Source organism: Brevibacterium sp. UCMA 11754 (genome assembly GCF_021532275.1).
In the GTDB taxonomy this organism is placed as follows: Bacteria; Actinomycetota; Actinomycetes; order Actinomycetales; family Brevibacteriaceae; genus Brevibacterium.
On sequence record NZ_JACBOT010000023.1, the window covers coordinates 1 to 17865 of the forward strand.

At 63.2% G+C, this 17865-nt stretch carries 14 protein-coding genes and 1 pseudogene; 6 read left to right on the forward strand and 9 right to left on the reverse strand.

Annotation, left to right across the window (positions count from 1 at the left end; translation table 11 throughout):
• Together HX613_RS11145 and HX613_RS11150 are read left to right on the forward strand one after the other, a co-directional pair.
• Positions 1–298, forward strand: a pseudogene (locus HX613_RS11145) (type 1 glutamine amidotransferase); the annotation flags it as partial.
• 160 nt (positions 299–458) lie between these two features.
• A complete protein-coding gene (locus tag HX613_RS11150) occupies positions 459–2189 on the forward strand; it encodes an alanine/glycine:cation symporter family protein (protein WP_235343916.1) in 1731 nt (576 codons plus the stop codon).
• Between the two features lie 148 nt (positions 2190–2337).
• On the opposite strand, the gene HX613_RS11155 is transcribed toward HX613_RS11150, so the two are convergent.
• The 8 genes from HX613_RS11155 to HX613_RS11190 form a co-directional block, all read right to left on the reverse strand.
• Entirely contained in the window at positions 2338–3183 is an 846-nt protein-coding gene (locus HX613_RS11155) for a hypothetical protein (protein ID WP_235343917.1), read from the reverse strand.
• Entirely contained in the window at positions 3180–3845 is a 666-nt protein-coding gene (locus tag HX613_RS11160) for a DUF6114 domain-containing protein (protein WP_235343918.1), read from the reverse strand. The genes HX613_RS11155 and HX613_RS11160 overlap by 4 nt, the downstream gene beginning before the upstream one ends.
• A complete protein-coding gene (locus HX613_RS11165; RefSeq protein WP_235343908.1) occupies positions 3845–4462 on the reverse strand; it encodes a DUF6230 family protein in 618 nt (205 codons plus the stop codon). The genes HX613_RS11160 and HX613_RS11165 overlap by 1 nt, the downstream gene beginning before the upstream one ends.
• Positions 4463–4723: 261 nt before the next feature.
• A complete protein-coding gene (locus HX613_RS11170; RefSeq protein WP_235345388.1) occupies positions 4724–6256 on the reverse strand; it encodes an AbgT family transporter in 1533 nt (510 codons plus the stop codon).
• Between the two features lie 173 nt (positions 6257–6429).
• The gene (locus tag HX613_RS11175) at positions 6430–7278 is read right to left on the reverse strand and encodes a creatininase family protein (protein WP_235345389.1); all 849 of its coding nucleotides are present in this window, start codon (positions 7276–7278) and stop codon (positions 6430–6432) included.
• Positions 7275–8021 (reverse strand): FadR/GntR family transcriptional regulator, encoded by a 747-nt coding sequence (locus tag HX613_RS11180; RefSeq protein ID WP_235345390.1) that lies wholly within the window; start codon positions 8019–8021, stop codon positions 7275–7277. The genes HX613_RS11175 and HX613_RS11180 overlap by 4 nt, the downstream gene beginning before the upstream one ends.
• A gap of 58 nt (positions 8022–8079) precedes the next feature.
• Positions 8080–9039 (reverse strand): alpha/beta hydrolase family esterase, encoded by a 960-nt coding sequence (locus HX613_RS11185; protein WP_235345391.1) that lies wholly within the window; start codon positions 9037–9039, stop codon positions 8080–8082.
• Between the two features lie 119 nt (positions 9040–9158).
• Positions 9159–9812, reverse strand: coding sequence for a GntR family transcriptional regulator (locus HX613_RS11190; RefSeq protein ID WP_235345392.1), 654 nt, complete (start codon positions 9810–9812; stop codon positions 9159–9161).
• A 204-nt stretch (positions 9813–10016) separates the two neighbouring features.
• Here HX613_RS11190 and HX613_RS11195 point away from each other — a divergent pair, with 204 nt between their 5' ends.
• The 3 genes from HX613_RS11195 to HX613_RS11205 all read left to right on the forward strand — a co-directional run bounded on the left by HX613_RS11195 (position 10017) and on the right by HX613_RS11205 (position 14396).
• Complete coding sequence (locus HX613_RS11195) at positions 10017–11033, forward strand: 1-aminocyclopropane-1-carboxylate deaminase (protein WP_235345393.1); 1017 nt, start codon at positions 10017–10019, stop codon at positions 11031–11033.
• A gap of 364 nt (positions 11034–11397) precedes the next feature.
• Complete coding sequence (locus HX613_RS11200; protein WP_235345394.1) at positions 11398–12792, forward strand: NAD-dependent succinate-semialdehyde dehydrogenase; 1395 nt, start codon at positions 11398–11400, stop codon at positions 12790–12792.
• A gap of 257 nt (positions 12793–13049) precedes the next feature.
• On the forward strand, positions 13050–14396 hold the full coding sequence (locus tag HX613_RS11205) for an MFS transporter (protein ID WP_235345395.1): 1347 nt from the start codon (positions 13050–13052) through the stop codon (positions 14394–14396).
• A gap of 49 nt (positions 14397–14445) precedes the next feature.
• On the opposite strand, the gene HX613_RS11210 is transcribed toward HX613_RS11205, so the two are convergent.
• Positions 14446–15858: an MFS transporter gene (locus HX613_RS11210; RefSeq protein ID WP_235345396.1), complete on the reverse strand. Its 1413-nt coding sequence runs from the start codon at positions 15856–15858 to the stop codon at positions 14446–14448.
• A 463-nt stretch (positions 15859–16321) separates the two neighbouring features.
• On the opposite strand from HX613_RS11210, the gene HX613_RS11215 reads away from it, so the two are divergent.
• Complete coding sequence (locus HX613_RS11215) at positions 16322–17830, forward strand: AMP-binding protein (protein WP_235345397.1); 1509 nt, start codon at positions 16322–16324, stop codon at positions 17828–17830.
• The last annotated feature ends 35 nt before the right edge of the window (positions 17831–17865 follow it).

The window sequence follows — 17865 nt, forward strand, 5'->3', positions numbered from 1 at the left end:
GGTCCTCTTCCACCAGGAGGAGATGGAGCTGCCAGACGGCGGTGAACTCCTGGTCACCGGGTCCGATGCTCCGATCCAGGGTTACGGGTCGGGGAAATTCGCGTGGGGGACACAGTTCCATCCCGAATCCGACGCCGCGCAGGTTCAGCAGTGGCTGAGCTCGGACCCGTTACGGCTGCCCGAGGGCAAAACCAATGAGTCCATCACGACGGAGGCAGCCGAGGCGGACGCCGATCTGATCCGGATCAATCAGGCACTTGCACACAGCTTCGTTCACTTCCTGCGGGGACGGCCGTGAATTGTGGAAGAGCGCGGTGATTTCTGAAACGGCACGGTGGCCCCAGGCATCGTTGAAAGCTGAATATTAGCTGACAGCTTGCGGCGTTCTTGCTAGGTTGTCTTCAGGCGCCGGTGCCGGACCGATCCTCCGGACGAATCGCTAGCAAGCGCCCGTGAGAATGAATCCCATAATTGAAAATTCTGGCCAGATCCACGACATCGCAGTCCTGGATTCCACCCCGATCAGTGCAGATCGGATGACCGCAGCTTCCCAAGCTGTCGATGTTTCGGCAGCCGCAGACATCATCGCTGCTTCAGGCGTCGACCAGGCGATCGAATCGTTCTTCGGTCCGATTGCGCAGGCCTTCAGCAACATCGTCTTCTTCGAGCTCACGATCGGCGACCTAGCCATTCCGCTCATCGTCGTCTGGCTCATGGCCGCCGCCGTCTTCCTCACCGTCTATCTGAGATTTCAGCCGGTCACAGGGTTGAAGTACTCGGTCGGAATCATCCGCGGACGCTTCACCCGCAAGACCGACCCCGGTCAGGTATCGAGCTTCCAGGCGCTCGCCACAGAGCTCTCGGGCACGGTGGGCCTGGGCAATATCGCCGGTGTGGCCGTCGCCATCACCATCGGCGGGCCCGGGGCCGCTCTGTGGATCATCATCTTCGGCTTCTTCGCCATGACCGTGAAGATGGCCGAGGCGACTCTGGGCGTGAAGTACCGAAAGGTCCATGCCGACGGGACAGTCTCCGGCGGCCCCATGTACTACCTGCGTGACGGGCTGGCCGAGATCGGCCGCCCCAAGTTGGGCAAGTTCCTCGCGGTCTTCTACGCTGCCACCACCGTCATCGGCGTGATCGGAGCGGGCAACCTGTTCCAGGCCAACCAGGCCGCCTCGATCCTCGTCAAGGCCACCGGTGGTGAGGGCAGCTTCCTCGACGGAAAATCGTGGCTCATCGGTGTTGTGTTCGCAGCGCTGACCGCATTGGTCATACTCGGCGGAATCAAGAAGATCGGGCAGTGGACCTCGAAACTCACCCCGATGATGGCGATCCTCTACTTCCTCAGCGTCCTCGTCATCCTCATCATGAATGCCAGCGAGATCCCGCACGCATTCGTGCTGATGTTCACCGGGGCATTCAGCCCCGACGGTGTCGCCGGCGGAATCATCGGCGTCGCCATCGTCGGCATCCAGCGTGCCCTGTTCTCAAACGCGGCAGGCGTCGGCTCGGCCGGTATGGCCCATGCCGCATCGAAGACGACGAAGCCGGCAACCGAGGGTTTCGTGGCGATGTGGGAACCGCTCATCGACTCCGTCATCATCTGCACCCTGACCTCCCTGGCCATCATCACCACCGGGCTCTACGGGTCGACGTCCGAAGACGGAATCGGGCTGACCTCCGAAGCCTTCGCGAGCGTCGCCGGATGGTTCCCGTTCCTGCTCACGATCTGCGTCGTCCTCTTCGCGTTCTCGACGATCCTCGCCTACGGGTACTACGGTCAACAGGCCCTGGGGTATCTGACGGGGAACTCGAAGAAGGCCGACAAGGCATATCAGGTCTTCTGGATCCTGGCCGTCATCGTCGGTGCCTCAATGTCGCTGGAGTCCGTCATCGCGTTCTCCGACGCGATCTTCTTCCTCATGGCCTTCCCCAACCTGCTGGGGCTCTACTTCCTGTCCCGGATCCTGCGCCTTGAGATTCTGCGGCTGCGCAAGCGCATCGACGTCGGCATCATGCGTGAGATCACACCCGCCGAGCTGCAGGTCGGCATGGGTGATCATGAGCCGACGATGGAGCAGATCAGAGCCGCGGAGGCGGGCCGTCGTCGTAAGCGCGACAAGCTGCGTGAGGTGCGGGATTCGCTGAAAGCCAAGAAGCTGGCGCGTGCCCAGAAGGACAGCTGAAGAAGGGGGGCTGAAAAGTTCCGCGTATCCCGACACCAATATCCTCACACAGAAGAGGCCCGTCGTTTCCCAGCAGTACGCAATGCTGGGAAACGACGGGCCTCTGTTGGATGACGCGCCTGCGACGAACGAGTCGACGCGGGTGTGATCAGGCTTCCTTGAGCTCCTGGTCTGTGTTCGAGTAGTTGATCGAATCGGCTGTGGAACCGACCAATCCCATCGTGACTCGCAGGAGTCCCGGTTCGACATCGTCCATGGTCGGCGGCGTCTCGGGACCCAGGGTCAGCGAATCGCCGTTCTTCGTCGTGGCGGTGATCGAACCGATGTACACCGTGACATCGCCCTTGAGCGTCATTGTGTCAGCAGTGGTCAACAGTCCTTCCTTCTCCTCCGGCGGGCGCACCGTGAGTGAGAACCCGGAGATTGATATCTCATCGGCCTGGATCTTCAGCGTGGTGATCTTCCCGCCGTCGGCGGTCGGAACAGCTGCGAACGAGATCCCGCTGAGCCCCTTGAAGGACAGTGACTCAGACCCCATTGCCGCGGGAGTCTTCGTGAAGATCGGAGCCTTCTCATCGAGTTGCGCATCCTTCGGGAAGTCGCCGTTGAGCTCTTCATCCGACTTCTCGTCCGGGTCTTTGACTCCCAACCCACCGGGATCAGTGGGATCAGTTGACGGTTCGTCCGTCGGCGTCTCAGTCGGTTCGTCCGTAGGTGTCTCGGACGGTCCGTCTGTGGGTGTCTCCGTCGGTTCGTCCGTGGGCCCCGGCGATTCCGGGGTCTTCGGCTTCACAGGAATCTCCGGAGAGATCGGTGCCTTGGGCTTCGAGTCATCCGAACCCGGCTCAGTCGAATCCGAACTTTCGCATCCGAGCAGCGGAGTGCACAGCGGGGACGACTGAGCGGGTGCTGCCGCTGTCACTCCCACGGCCGAGGGGACGATGAGGACTGCTGCCGCCAAGAGCGACGCCGTGCGGCGGCTGGGCGCCCTCATGCAGTGCCCTCTTCACCTGCGGATTGAGTGTCTTCCCTCCGCCCGGCAGCTGGTGCCTGAGCGTCCGAGCCTTGAGCATCGGACTTCGGCGCCCGAGGTCCCATCCAGGCGACCACGAGGATCGATCCGATGGAGGACAGCAGCATGCCGAGGATGAACCCACCGAGGTTGACCCCGACGAGCGAGTAGACAGCAAGAACGAGGGCGATGATCCCGTAGAACACGTGATGCGTGGGCCTGAAGATCGCCAAGAGCCCGAGCACCACGAGGGCGATCGGAATGACCGTGGCCTGCAACCCCTCGATGCCGAACTGGATCTGCAGGTTGCCGGTGTCGAGCTGCCCGGAGAAGAAGAGCTCGATCCCCCCGAGCGCGGCCAGCACTCCGCCGATGAAGGGGCGCTGCCGACGCCAGTTCCGGAAGCGGTGACGCTTTGGGGCATCCTCACGACCAGCTCCTTCGCGCACGGCATTCTCACGACCGGCATCGTCACGACGGGATGTTGCAGCGTCGAACTCGGCCGTCTCAACGGTCGATTCGGGCTTGGCCTCCTCGCGCTCGCTGTTGCGGCGCGACCGGCGGGACAGCGCGAGCAGGCTCGTTCGCTGCTCGGCGCCCTCCTGCTTGTCGGTCTGCTGATCGTTGATTGCGGCCTCCCTCATCAGAAGCACTTCTCGGATCCGTCAGTGAGCTTCAGCTCCATGTCCTTCAGGGTGAAGACCGATGCTGTGGTGCTCCACGAGTCCTGTTTCAGGTCCTTGATCGACACCGTGTCGGAGTCCTGAGCGAAGTCACCCTTGGAACCCTTTTCCTTGGTGTTGACGTCGGATGCGTCGACGCCGATCCGAATGTTCTTGAATTCGGCGTCGCCCCTGAGCCCGGTCATGCCGATCTGCAGGTTCTTGGCCGATGCCGGCTCGCCTTTTCCGCCAGCCTTGATGAGAACGCCCGCCTTGCCCAGCGGGGTGTCCGCGACTGCAGACTGGCAGAGATTTTCGAGCGTGGCGTTGCCGATGTTGGCGGTCACGACCGAATGTTTTCCGCCCTCTGCGTCCTTGGCGAACCCGCTGTACTGGGAGAAATCTGTTCCCTCGAGCTGTGTGGAGCTGATCTTGAACTGGCTTCCCGATATGGCGAATGAAACAGGTACTGCACCCTGAGCAACCCCACCCATCAGGATGGCGGAGACAACGCCGGTAGGAATCGCTACCAAAGCGATCCGCCCCGCGTGGGATTTGCCGACCGCGCTGATGCTGCTGGCGAGCTTTGGGAACTTCATTGATCCTCCTCCGGATGCCGACAGCTATGTCAGCATCGCATGGTGACGTCTTTCGTCGCATTGTGATGTATGTTACTGCGGGGTATTACCGACGAGTATATCGGTCAAATGTGTCGAGTCAATAACTTTTTCTTCATATAGTTTCACGAGGTTCTGTTGAAAGGGCACTTGAGCTCTAGCCGGTCGGCCCGGATGCAGAACGTCTGTCCAGGGCACGGACCCGTGGCCAATGAGGTGAGTACATTACAGCCTGGGCGAAGTTCACCGCACGGGCGCGTCGGGGCCCAGTGGGATGCCCAGGCCCCACCAGAGGAAGAAGAGCAGGCTCCACATGAGCGTCATGCACACCGCCAGCGGCAGGGTGTGGGAGGCAAGGGTGCCGATGCCGGCGGACTTCTGATAACGCTGCATGAAGCCGAGGGCAAGGATGAAGTAGGGGCTCATCGGAGTGATCGCAGTCGAGCCCGAATCGGCGATGCGGAAGATCGCCTGCGAGGTCTCAGGCGGGACGTCGAGGAGCATGAGCATCGGCACGATGACCGGGGCCATGATCGCCCACATGGCCGATCCGGAAGTGATGAGGACGTTGACGACGGAGAGGACGAGCAGCACGAGGATGAAGATGACCCATGTGGGCAGTCCGAGGCCGGTGAACAGTTCCGAGCTCGACACGGAAACCAGCATGCCGATGTTCGTCCACTCGAAGTACTCGAGGAACTGCGCGATCGCGAAGAACAGGACGAGGACCGGGGCCATGGACACGATGCCCTGGCTCATGAGCTTGGGGACGTCGGCGAACTTCTCGATCGTGCCCTCACGGAACCCGTAGACCATGCCGCCGACACCGAAGAGCATGGCGATGATGAACGCGATGCCGGTCAGGAACGGTGACTCTCCGATTGGTCCGTCTCCGCGCAGGGGAGCATTGTCCGGGACCACCAGGACGACGACGAAGAGGAGCATCGCGATCACTGCGAACATCGAGTACCGCAGGGCCGAGCGTTCCCTGTCGGTGATGACGAGGTCTTCGTGCTCGGCGTCCTCGTCGGCCTCGAGGTTCTGCCGCTTCGTGAGCACGAGCTCGGTGACGATGGTGATGACGATGGCCAACAGGATTGAGCTGGCGATGTTGAAGTACCAGTTGCCGATCGGGGTGACCAGATAGTCGGGATCGATGATGTGGGCCGCCGCCGAGGTGATTCCTGCGAAGATCGCATCATTGGGTGTCGGGATCGGGCTGGCGTCATATCCCGAGGCGATCGAGGTGTACGCGACGATGACGCCGAGGACGGGGGAGCGGCCGACCGCCTTGAACACCATGCCGCCGAGTGGGACGAGGATGACGTAGGCCGCGGCCGAAGCAACGTGGGAGACCGTTCCCATGAACGCGACGGTGAAGACGATGAGGGATGCGGGCACCCGTGCGATCGAGACCTTCATCGCCGTGGAGAGGAGTCCGGTGCGCTCTGCCAGGGCCACGCCCATGATGACGACCATGATCGTGATCAGCGGTGGGAAGGACTGGTAGGCGTCGAGCGAGGTGCTCACCGCCATCGCGATCCCGTCGCCGCTGAGCAGGTTGTTCACCGGCGTCCATTCCCCGGTGCCGGGGTCGTTGACCCCGACTCCCATGACGGAGAGGACGAGGCTGAGGACGGCGAGGATTCCTGCCAGGATCCAGAACAGCCAGAAGGGGTGCGGGAGTCGGTTGCCGACGTTCTCGATGACGTTGAGGAATCGGATAACGCCCGGGAGTCGTTCCTGAGTGGGTTTGTCGGTGGTGGTCGCTTCCATGGCTGGCTCCTGTTTGTCCAGGTGATGAAGGAGCCTTTGGGCACGACTCGGCGCTACCCGTGAACTCCATTGGTCAGAGAGGTGGGACTGAGGTGGGACTGAGGCGGGGAAGACGTGGCGGTGGCGGAAGTCTGTTGGGGCAGACGAGCGCCGAGATCAGGCGGCGAGGACTGTCATAGGCGCAGCATCTCCCGGGAGTAGGCGACAAGTGCAGAGATGACCTCGCCGAGGATGTCCTGCCCGGCCGCGGCCGTGGCGGTAAGTGGATCCCCGAGGACCCCGTTGTCGGAGTATTGGTCGAATGTGACGGCACTCGACGGTGATTTGGTCCGGGTCAGTCGCGCCCGCGGAGACAGTTCGTCTAGTGCTGTGGCTCCGGCGCTCAGATGGGCCGAGTCGACGAGGCGGTCATCGATGGCCAGCATCTGCGAGGTCTCTGATTCCCCGGAGTGTCCGCTGACTTCGGTGCGGGGCAGCGTCGCAGTGGTCTCGGTGGCCAGGCCGCTGACCGGTGAGTAGGCGAAGGCGAGATCCGGATGGGAACTCAGCAGCACCTGTTGGGCGACGCCGAGGGCGGCGATATTGCCCCCGTGGCCGGTGATCACCAGGATGCGGGTGAAACCGGAGTCGCAGAGCTGGCCGGCGACCGTGGTGACGATGTCGACGAAGCTCCGCGGATCGAGGCTGATCGTGCCGGGCAGATTCCCGTGATGAGGTGACACTCCGTAGTCGATGCTCGGGAGTACGAAGGCCCTGCCAGGCACGGTTCTGTCACTGCCGGCCAGATCTTCGGCCACCGCCAGTTCTTCGGCCCCTGCCAGTTCTTCGGCTACCGCCATGGCCACATGGTCGGCTCGGATGCTGTCGGTGCTCAGGGGGAGTCCGTCGCCGTGCTGCTCGCAGGCACCGACCGGCAGGATGAGGAGAGCGTTGTCCCCCTTCGCGACTTCGACCTCGAGCGAGGTCAGCTGCCCGTACTTGCGAACCTGTGGTCGGATCTCGGTCACGCTCTGTCGGGTCACTGCTCGGTTCCTTCGGTGAGTGCGGGTGATTCGGTCGCCGCGAGGGACTCGGCGGCCGTGGCCTCCTCGGCGTCGGTGCGTTCCGACCAATCGGCGAGGACGGCGGCCCTGATGCTCTCGAGGTGCTTACGGGTCCGATGTGACGCCTCGAGTCCGTCGCCGCGTTTGATGGCATCGAGGATGTCGGCGTGCTCATCGTGGTCGCGGAGACGGTCGTAGGTGAACCGAGCCGCCTGCTGAGTGCGGGAGTGGATGGCCAGCAGCGAGACGAGCATCTCGTGCAGGGCCCGGTTCCCCGAGGCCTTGGCCAGCTCCACGTGGAAGTGTCCCGCAGGTACCTCGGTGTGCAGCTGCAGAGCATTGTCGACCGCGGTCTCCATCGTCTGCACGGCATCCTTGCCCTGGACGCTCGCCGCAAGTTCTGCGATGCCGGGTTCGATGGCGATGCGAGCATCGAGCAGCTCGATGGCGGCGGCGAGGTCGACGGGCACATAGTGCGGATTGTCGAGGATCCGACGGTTGATCGCCTCCCGCACATAGGTCCCGGAACCGTGCTTGAGTTCGACCGATCCGGTGGCCTCGAGGCGGCGCAGGGCCTCGCGGACGGTGGGGACTGTGACCTCGAAGCGTTCAGCCAGAGCTTTGGCCGAGGGCAGGGTCTGGCCGGGTTGCAGGTTCTGTGAGCGAATGGTCTCGACGATCTCACGAGTGAGTCGTTCGACGAGTCCGATGGGTGCTGTCATGGCACTCTCCTTCAAGTGTTTAAGTCATCTAATCACTTAGTGAATCGAGTGTCAAGGGTCACTCATCGGTGCGTGGGTGACCCTCGAAGAAGGTCCATATCGTCTCCGTGGCGGAGAAGTGCTCGGTGACATAACCGCCGCCGCTGTACATGGTCTCACCTGGCCACACGTGCCCGCCGTCGGCAACAGAATAGAGTTCGACGTCGGCCCCGTCTTGGCAGTTCTGCCATTGGGTGCGCACGACTTTCTCACCCTTCTTGCCGACTTTCCTGTCCTTCGAGCCCGTGCAGCCTGCGGCCTCTGCCCAAGGCTCCAACCAGGTACGTACTGCCGGATAGATCTCACCCTGGCGCTCGCCTCCCTCATAGTGCATGGTGGCGTCGCCGGTGCCGTGAATGGCGAGCATCGGCGTCGGCTCGGAGTAGTCACATCCCGCGAAGGACTGCGGATAGTAGGCACCCGCGACGGTGGCGAAGGCGGAGAATCTGTCCCGCAGCTGGCAGGCGAGGGCCGAGACCATCCCGCCGCCGTTGGACTTTCCGGTCGCATAGACGCGATCGAGATCGATGCAGTATTCGCTCTCGATCGAGTCGAGCAGATCGGCGACGAAGCGCACGTCGTCGGCTCCGCTGGCGTATGGCGCGCCCTGCCAGGCACGTTTTCCGTCCTCGGCGATGCCGTCGGGGAAGACCGTGATGGCAGGCAGTTCGGGGAGTCCGGTGTAGTTCTGAAACTCCGCTCCGTCGGAGCCCCTGCCATGGAAGCCGAGGATCAGCGGCAGCGGGTCAGTGAAGTCGTAGTCGCGGGGGATGTTGACTCGGTAGGTTCGTTCGGCGCCCGCCGAGGTGATCGTGCCCTGGTCGTTCCCAGGCTTCTTCTCGACACCGCATCCCGTTGAGTGTCGTGTCGCGGCTTGGCCGGGCGGCGAGGCGGCGGCATCGGTTCGCGGTGTGAGTGCAAGTGCCAGGCCGAGCAGGAGGGCCAGGACCAAGCTGACGGGCAGTATGCGTTTCATCATCGAATGCAATGTTCTTCCTTTGATCGTCGGTGATCGTGGGCATTACAATACACGAGTCATCTAATCACTTGATGAATTATTTTGAGCGCGAACTATCTCGGTTGGGTCAGCATGTGGGCTCAGTCGGCCCTATGGCTGGTGAGTGTTGACCAGTTCTCGCATGTCAGTGCGATCGCCAGGTCGGCGTTGCCGGCGCGGACGGCGGCAACGATCTCCGCGTGCTGCTCGGGCGAGGCGGATCCCTTGATGGAGTCGAAATGCAGGTACTCGGCTCGCCGCAGTGTCGCGGTGACGACCTCGAGATGATCGGGAATGAGCGGATTGCCGCTGCGAGCCAGTGCGACTTCATGGAATGCATCATCGGCGGTGATGGCCGCGTCGATGTCGGCATTGCGCAGGGCCGATCTCAGCTGTTCATTGGCGGCTTCCATTTCGGAGACATCGGATGCGTTGAGGTGCGGGAATGCGAGGTTCATGGCTAGAGCGTGCAGCTGAGCTGCGATCTGGCGGGCGTGGATGACTGCCTCGGGATTCTCTGGTGCCACGCGGGTCATGCGCCCCGGCTCGGCGACGACCAATCCGGCCTGCCCCAGGCGCTGAAGAGCCTCGCGGACGGGAGTGCGCGAGACCTGCAGCCATGCGCCCAGCTCCTGGTCACGCAGCTGTTCCCCGGGGGCCAGTTGGCCCCGAACGATGGCATCGCGGATCGAGCGATAGACGTCATCGCGCAGCAGCCTCCGCTGGGGGATCGGCGCATTCGTGGGAATCGGCACTCTCGACCTCTCTTGGTTCTCGCGGCTGGGTTGGCTCACTGGGCAGTCCTGGCATCGCATCCAGTTGTGCTGGCATGTGGGACGTAGCGCTTGTGTCATTGTAGTCCTCACCGGAATGCAATATATTGCATATCGCAGGCGCTTATCAGCAGGCTTGAAGCAACTGCTCTCCAGCTTCCAGCACCACCAGACGAAGAGGACACCATGCCAATCACCGATTTCGAGCGTTACCCACTGACCTTCGGGCCCAGCCCGGTCCACGAGCTGAAGCGACTGAGCGAGCACCTCGGCGGGGCTCGGGTGTGGGCCAAGCGGGAGGACGTGAACTCCGGCCTCGCGTTCGGGGGCAACAAGACCCGCAAGCTCGAATACATCGTTCCCGACATCCTCGACTCCGGGGCGGACACGCTCGTCTCGATCGGCGGCTACCAGTCGAATCACACCCGGCAGGTCGCGGCCGTCGCGGCGCACCTGGGACTGAAGTCGCGCCTCGTGCAGGAGCGCTGGGTCGACTGGGACGACCCGGTCAACGACAAGGTCGGCAACATCGAGCTCTCGCGCATCATGGGTGCCGATGTGCACCTCGACTCCGCCGGATTCGACATCGGCATCCGCTCCAGCTGGGAGAACGCCATCGCCGAGGTCGAAGCCGCGGGCGGCAGGCCCTACCCCATTCCGGCCGGTGCCTCCGAGCACAAGTTCGGTGCACTCGGGTTTGTCAACTGGGCCTATGAGGTCGCAGAGCAGGAGAAGGACCTCGGCGTCTTGTTCGACACGATCATCGTATGCACGGTCACCGGCTCCACCCATGCGGGGATGATCGCAGGCTTCGCAGCGCTCGAGGCGGCCGGAGGTCCAAAGCGCCAGGTCATCGGCATCGACGCCTCTGCAACCCTGGACAAGACCCGTGATCAGGTCAAACGCATCGCGAACAACGCAGCAGGTCTCATCGGGCTCGGTCGGGATATCACCGATGCTGAGGTCGACATCCGCTCCGGCTGGGAAGGCCCGGCCTACGGCATCCCCGACGAATCGACCATCAACGCGATCCGCACAACCGCGGAACTCGAAGGTGTCATCCTCGACCCTGTCTACGAGGGCAAGTCGATGGCCGGCCTCCTCGACCTCGTCGGCAACGGCGCGGTGGGGAAGGATTCGACGGTCCTCTACGCTCACCTCGGCGGACAGCTGGCGCTCAATGCCTACAGCTCGATCTTCTGATCCGTTCCGTCACAACGTAGAGCTGGCCGCGTCGTTCAACGCTGAGTCAGAATTTCACTGTTGCCTTGACGCGAAAACCTGACTCAGCGTTGATTGAGCGCCGCAGTGCGGTGCAGATATCGTGAGTGGGTCTGACCGTGTATGCGGATTTCGTGACATCACCCGCGAAATCCGCACAACCTCGGCGAGGGTGGTCCGGGCTGTCGCGAACTGATGATTCCCCCAGGTTCCGCCACTTGTTGCGCACGTCACGTGTTGATAGCGTGAGAGGCAGGCATACGCGATCCGTCGATTCCGGCGGTGAACAGCGATGCAAACGCCTTATCCGGCGCCACCAGGGCGCCACTAGTCAAAGGAGTCTGGAATGAGCAATGTAGGCAGTGCTGCAGGCGGCTACCGTGTCGAGAACCCGGCCACGGGCGAGGTCGTCGAGAGGTTCGACAACGCCACTGACGCGCAGATCGAGGAGACACTCGACGCGGCTCACAAGGGCTTCCTGAGCTGGCGCGAGAAGACGATCGAAGAGCGCGGTGCGATCGTGAACAAGGTCGCCGCCCTGTTCGGTGAGCGCAAGGAAGAACTCGCGACGGTCATCGCCCTGGAGATGGGCAAGCCCGTCGCCGAAGGCATCGAAGAGGCCGAATTCTGCGAGGCCATCTTCAACTACTACGCGGACAACGGCCCGAAGTTCGCCGCGGACGAGCCGATCGAATCGATGTCGGGCGGCAAGGCATTCATCCAGCGCCGACCCGTCGGAGCACTCCTGGGCATCATGCCCTGGAACTTCCCGTATTACCAGGTCGCCCGCTTCGCTGCGCCCAACCTGGTGCTGGGGAACACGATCATCCTCAAGCATGCGGAGATCTGCCCCCGTTCATCGGCGATCATCGCCGACATCATGAAGGAAGCCGGTATCCCCGAGGGCGTATACAACAACATCTACGCCACGCACGAGCAGATCGAGACCGTCATCGCCGATGACCGGGTCGAAGGCGTATCGCTGACAGGCTCCGAGCGTGCCGGTTCGGCCGTGGCCGCCACTGCAGGCAAGAACCTGAAGAAGGCTGTCCTAGAGCTCGGCGGCTCCGATCCCTACATCGTCCTCGACACTGACAACATGGACGAAGCCGTGGACACCGCATGGGGCACCCGCCTCTACAACACCGGCCAGGTCTGCAACGCGAACAAGCGGATGATCGTCATGAATGACATCTACGATGACTTCGTCTCCGGACTGACCAAGCGCGCCCAGGATTGGACGAAGGGCACCCCCGACGAGGCAGGCGACGGCAAGTATTCGCCCATGTCCTCACGTGGTGCTGCGGAGAACCTGCGCAAGCAGCTCGACCGTGCAGTCGAGCAGGGAGCGAAACTCGTCGGCGGCGAGCTCGCCAGCGACGGTTCCGCCTATGTATCGCCGGCCGTGCTGACCGGGATCACCTCGGACATGGATGCCTACCGCGAGGAGCTCTTCGGACCCGTGGCCACCGTCTACAAGGTGACCAGCGACGACGAAGCGCTCAAGCTGGCCAATGACACGCGCTTCGGTCTCGGCGGCGCCGTGTTCTCGAAGGACGAAGAGCGTGCCGCGAAGCTGGCTCAGCGTCTCGAAGTGGGCATGACGAACGTCAACACACCAGGCGGCGAAGGTGCGGAGATTCCGTTCGGCGGCACCAAGCGTTCAGGCTTCGGCCGCGAGCTGGGCCCCTACGGCATGGACGAGTTCGTCAACAAGCGCATGTACTACGTCGCTGACTGACTCTGCCTGGGCAGTCCCAGCTGGACTCCGAAACACGGTCGTCCTGCCGAGGCACTGCCGCCAAGTCTGAGACGAGATCGAGACGCGGGCGTTGCGTCGAGAATGACGGGGAGAACCCGATTTTTCGGCACAGCGCCCGCGTTTCGCTGTGTCGGGGGCGAGTGTGCAGGTGAGAGCGGGAGCGAAGCGTTTCGCGGGCACGATGTGAGTCTCGTCGGACCCTCGACTCCCAGGCACAGGGTCGATAGCGTCAATGGATGCCGAAACTGCTCGTACTCGGCCTGTGCGCCGGGTACTTCCTCGTCCTCCTCGATGTGACAGTCGTCAACGTCGCACTGCCGCAGATCAACGCTGATCTGCAGGCGGGCCAATCGGGGATGGCAGGAGTCATCAACGCCTACACCTTCGTCCTCGCCGCACTGCTGCTTGCCTTCGGGACGATCGGGGACCGCTGGGGTCATCGCCGGATCGTGGTGTTCGGTTTCCTCTGCTTCTTCCTCGGTTCGCTGGCCTGCTCGCTGTCGCCGACGATCGAGGCTCTCGTTGCCTCACGTGCTCTGCAGGGTGTTGGCGCTGCCGCAACGATGACCGGCACCCTGGCGATGCTCTCGGAGTCGGCTGCCGATGACCGTGAGCGAAATAAGTTCGTCGGGCTGTGGGCGGCGCTGGGTGGGGTCGCACTTCCGGTGGGACCTCTGCTGGGAGGACTGCTTGTCGAGCTGGGCAACTGGAGGGCAGTGTTCTGGTTGAACCTGCCCGTCATTGTCGCCGCACTCATTCCCATCCTGATGCACTCCACGCCGAGGCGGGTGGTGGTCAGAAGCGGTGGGCCAGCCAAGGGCACGGTGCCCGATCAGGTCTCTGGCTCCGTCGGGACTCCGGGGCCCAATGGGTCTCCAAAGTTTCCGGGCTCTACCCGGTTTTCGGACTCATCCCGAGCGAGGCTCCTGCTTGCCTGCATCGTCGCAGCGCTGATGAACTTCTGTGTTCTCGGGTCTCTGTTCCTGCTCACCCAGTTCTTCCAGGACGATCGGGGGCTGAGCCCGCTGCAGGCCGGGCTGGCCACTCTTCCCGCCCTGCTCCCGATGCCGGTCTTCGGGGCATTGTCGGGGCAGGTCAGCAACCGCCTCGGCGTGTGGAGAACGAGTGCAATGGGACTCATCGTGGCTGGTGTGGGACTCGGGCTGATGGGTCTGACTGTGTCAGGGGCGAGCCTGTGGGGCCTGTGGCTCGCACTGTTCGTGTGGGCGATCGGGGTAGGGATCCTCACGCCCGCGATTGTGGCGGCGGCGATGCATGCCCTGCCGCAGCGGCCTGGATTCGCCTCTGGCGCGGGAAGCACCGCCCGCAACGTCGGCGGCGCAACCGGAGTGACGGTCTTCGCCGTTCTGTACACGGTCGACACCGGAATGCTCATGGCAGGGGCCGGGGTCGTGATGCTCGCCGCCTCGTTCATCTGCCTGGAAGTGGGGCGCCGGACACAGGGCAGTCGGACACAGGGCAGTCGGACACAGGGCGGTCAGGCCGCGGTGCGAGCTCCTGCCGTCAACACGCGAGCTCCCGATCCATACTCGGTTGGAGGCACTGGCCGACCCGATCTGTGACCGAGGCGCAATCACAGATCGGATGACTCAGAATCAGACAGACTCCCGATCAGGCCCCGGTTGACTGCGCGGCCTTCGCAGCGGCGCGCTCCTCGGCGGTTGGGATCTGTATGATCGGGCCGAGCACCACTGTGTAGAAGAAGATGCCGATGCCCAGGACGACTCCGCAGACGATGAACGCGGCACCGAATCCGCCGGTCGCCTGGACGACGAAGCCGGTGACGATCGGCGCCGAGACACCGATGAGGTTGTTCACCGAGTTCATGATCGAGCCGGTCGCGCCGACCCCGCCCTCGGGGGCGATGAGCGCAGGCAGGGAGTTGGTGACGCAGAAGGAGACCGTGATCCCGCTGGTGCCCAGGGTGATCCAGAACAGGGCCCAGCCCGGGTCTTCGGTGAAGGCCGCGCCCATCACCGTCATGGCCAGGAGCATCCCCGCAACGATGAAGGTCTTGCGGACAGCCGTGCCCGACTTCCCGATCCGCATCAGGTGGTCAAGCAGCCAGCCGGGGAAGATGAACTCGACGGCCACGGCGACGAGCCAGGGCAGGGCGGTGAAGATGCCCGAGGACATCACGCTCATGCCCATCTCCGACTGCAGGTAGCCGGGCAGCCACGTCAGTAGCATCCACTGCGTATATCCGGCGCATCCGAGGCCCAGGGACATACCCCAGACCTTGCGCTGCTTGAGGATGTAGCCGAGGTTGGCCAGAGGGTTGGGGCGAGGTGCGTCCTCGTCCTGAGCGCCGCCCTCGCGGATGTATTCGAGCTCAGAGTCCTTGAGCTTGCCGAGGCGATTCATCTCCTTGGGGTCGCGGTACTTCCAGAAGAAGACGAACACATAGGCGAGGCTGAGGAGGCCCATGGCCACGAAGGCTCCGCGCCAGCCGAAGGACACAACGGCCATGGCCACGAGTGGGAAGCCGATGACATTGGACAGGCGCTGACCGGAGTCGAAGATCGCTGTCGCCGTTCCGCGTTCGGAGCGCGGGAACCAATAGCCCGTTGCCTTCATCGCGCCGGGGAAGATTGGTGACTCTGCCATGCCGAGGACGATGCGGGCCAGAATGAGCAGACCGGTACCGCTGATGATCGCCGTGATGAAGCAGGAGACGCTCCACATGATCGTTGCGACCCTGAAGACCCACTTGATGCCGATCTTGTCGAGGAGGAGACCGGCAGGAATCTGCATGAGCACGTACGACCAACCGAAACTGGACAGGACGATGCCCATCTGACCGGCACTGAGCCCGAAGTCCTCGCGAATATGGCCCTCTGCCACAGCAATTGAGCTGCGATCGATGTAGTTGATGAGGACACCGAAGAACAGCAGGATCGCAATCGCCCACCGCATCTTGCCGATGCCCGACCGGTTGGGCTTCACCCCCGGAGTGTGGGTTTCCTGGGGGTTGAACTTGAGCTCGTCCGGATCGGCGCCACTCGGCTGGGGCTGAGGCTCCACAGTGAGTCCCTTCGTTGGTATCTCGGTATTGGTGTCTCGGTCGCCGATGATCGAGCGACATGGGAATGGACTCCGGGGCGGCAACACCCACGATTCCACGATATGGAAATGGTATTTCGTCAGAGCCAGGTCAACGTATAACGGCGGTTAGCGGAATGTCAAAGAGTCTGCTTTGCAGAGTTGCTCCGGGTGGTTACCGAAAGCAAGGGAAAATGGATGATACGCCTCGTCTGCGCAGGTGGCGGGGTCGGGACGAAACTTAATCCGATATTTCGGATTGTCGTCTCCGGTTAGACAATTGCGTGTTTTCGCGTCAGTCGTCCGAAGCCCGATAATTGAATGATTACAGATTAAGAATCGAAACCGGCGACTCCTATACTGGGGAAGCGGCCCGAATCGGGCCCCCAGGCAGGCTGAGGACGCACCCGCATCCAGCCGGGCCGCAGCTATCTGGAGGTCACACGTGCCGATCACCTCGACGGTTCTCAACGTCGCTGGGAACAATCCCGAGCAGCTCGCCCTCGTCGGCTCTGACGAGCGGCTGACCTACTCCGAGCTCGTCGAAGACTCTCGCCGGATGTTCGCCGTCGTCGATGAACTCCATCGAGCGCAGACCGACCCGCCGAAGCCCGCGCCGGAGACCGACGGCATCCCTATCACCGCCATCAGCATCAACTCGGCGTTTCACACCTCGCGCATCATCGCCGGGCTTGCCGGGTACCGCGCCGTGTCCGCGACCATCGATCCGCGCTGGCCGCTGACCCACCAGATCGGTGTCATCCGGGTCACCGGAATCGGTGTGATCATCAGCGACTCACCCACCCTCGCCGAGGCGCTCGCCTCCTCCTCCTGGACCGGCACAGTCATCAGCCTCGCCGACTTCCGAGCCCGCGAAGAAGCCGTCGTCGAGCCGGCCCCGCTGCCGAGTGTCCGCGACGAAGCCGAGCCCTTCCTCATGCTCTTCTCCTCGGGCACGACGAGCAACCCGAAGGCCTTCATCAAGACGCGGCAGCAGTATCGCGACAATGTCGCCGTCTCCTCAGCCCACCTCGAACCGCTACCCGGAGTCGCGACACTGGCACCGGGTCCGGTGTCCTACAGCCTCACGCTCTACGCGATCATCGAGAGCCTCGCGACCGGCGGCAGTGTGCACGTCGCCGACGAGTTCGACCCGATCACAATGGGCCGGCGCATCGAAGCCGAGGCCATCTCCCGTGTCGTCGCGGTACCCGCAGTCGTCCGCGCCCTCGCCGAGGCCGCCCGCCGTGACCCCGGACGTTTCACTCACCTCGACCTCGTCGTCACCGGCGGAGCCAATCTGCCGGCGAGCATCCGCGACCGCCTCGGCGAGATCCTCCCGGAAACACGGCTGATCAGCTACTACGGTGCCGCAGAGATCGGTTTCATCGGTGACAGCCGTGATGGTGATGGCACCTGGATTACCGTCTATCCGACCATCGGAGCTCAGATCCGGGACGAGTCCGGCGCCGAGGCTCCCGAGGGAGAACTCGGCACGCTGTGGATCCGGGCCGCTGCCTGCTCATACGGCTACGTCACCGGCACCACCGACGCGGTGCTGGGTGGCGCAGACGGTTGGGCCACAGTCGATGACCAGGGGCGGATCGAGAACGGCAGGCTGCAGTTGGCCGGTCGGGCCGGCGATATCGCCATCACCGGTGGTCACAAGGTCTCATTGCCGGAAGTTGAGCGGGCATTCGAAACGTACGACAACCTCGGCGAGGTATGCGCCATCGCCCTCGAGGACCCGGCGTTGGGCAGCCTCATCGCCCTCGTCATCGAGGCGAGTGCAGACAAGGCTTCCCTGCTCGATCATGCACGTGCCCGCCTGGCGCCGCAGTTCGTTCCCCGTCGCATCTATCGACTCGAGCACCTGCCAAGGACGGTCGGCGGGAAGATTCGGCGCGTCGAAACCGTTGACCTCATCATGGACGGACAAGGACAGCGACTGTGAGCGGACAGGTCTCCACAGGCCGGGGCGCACCGGCC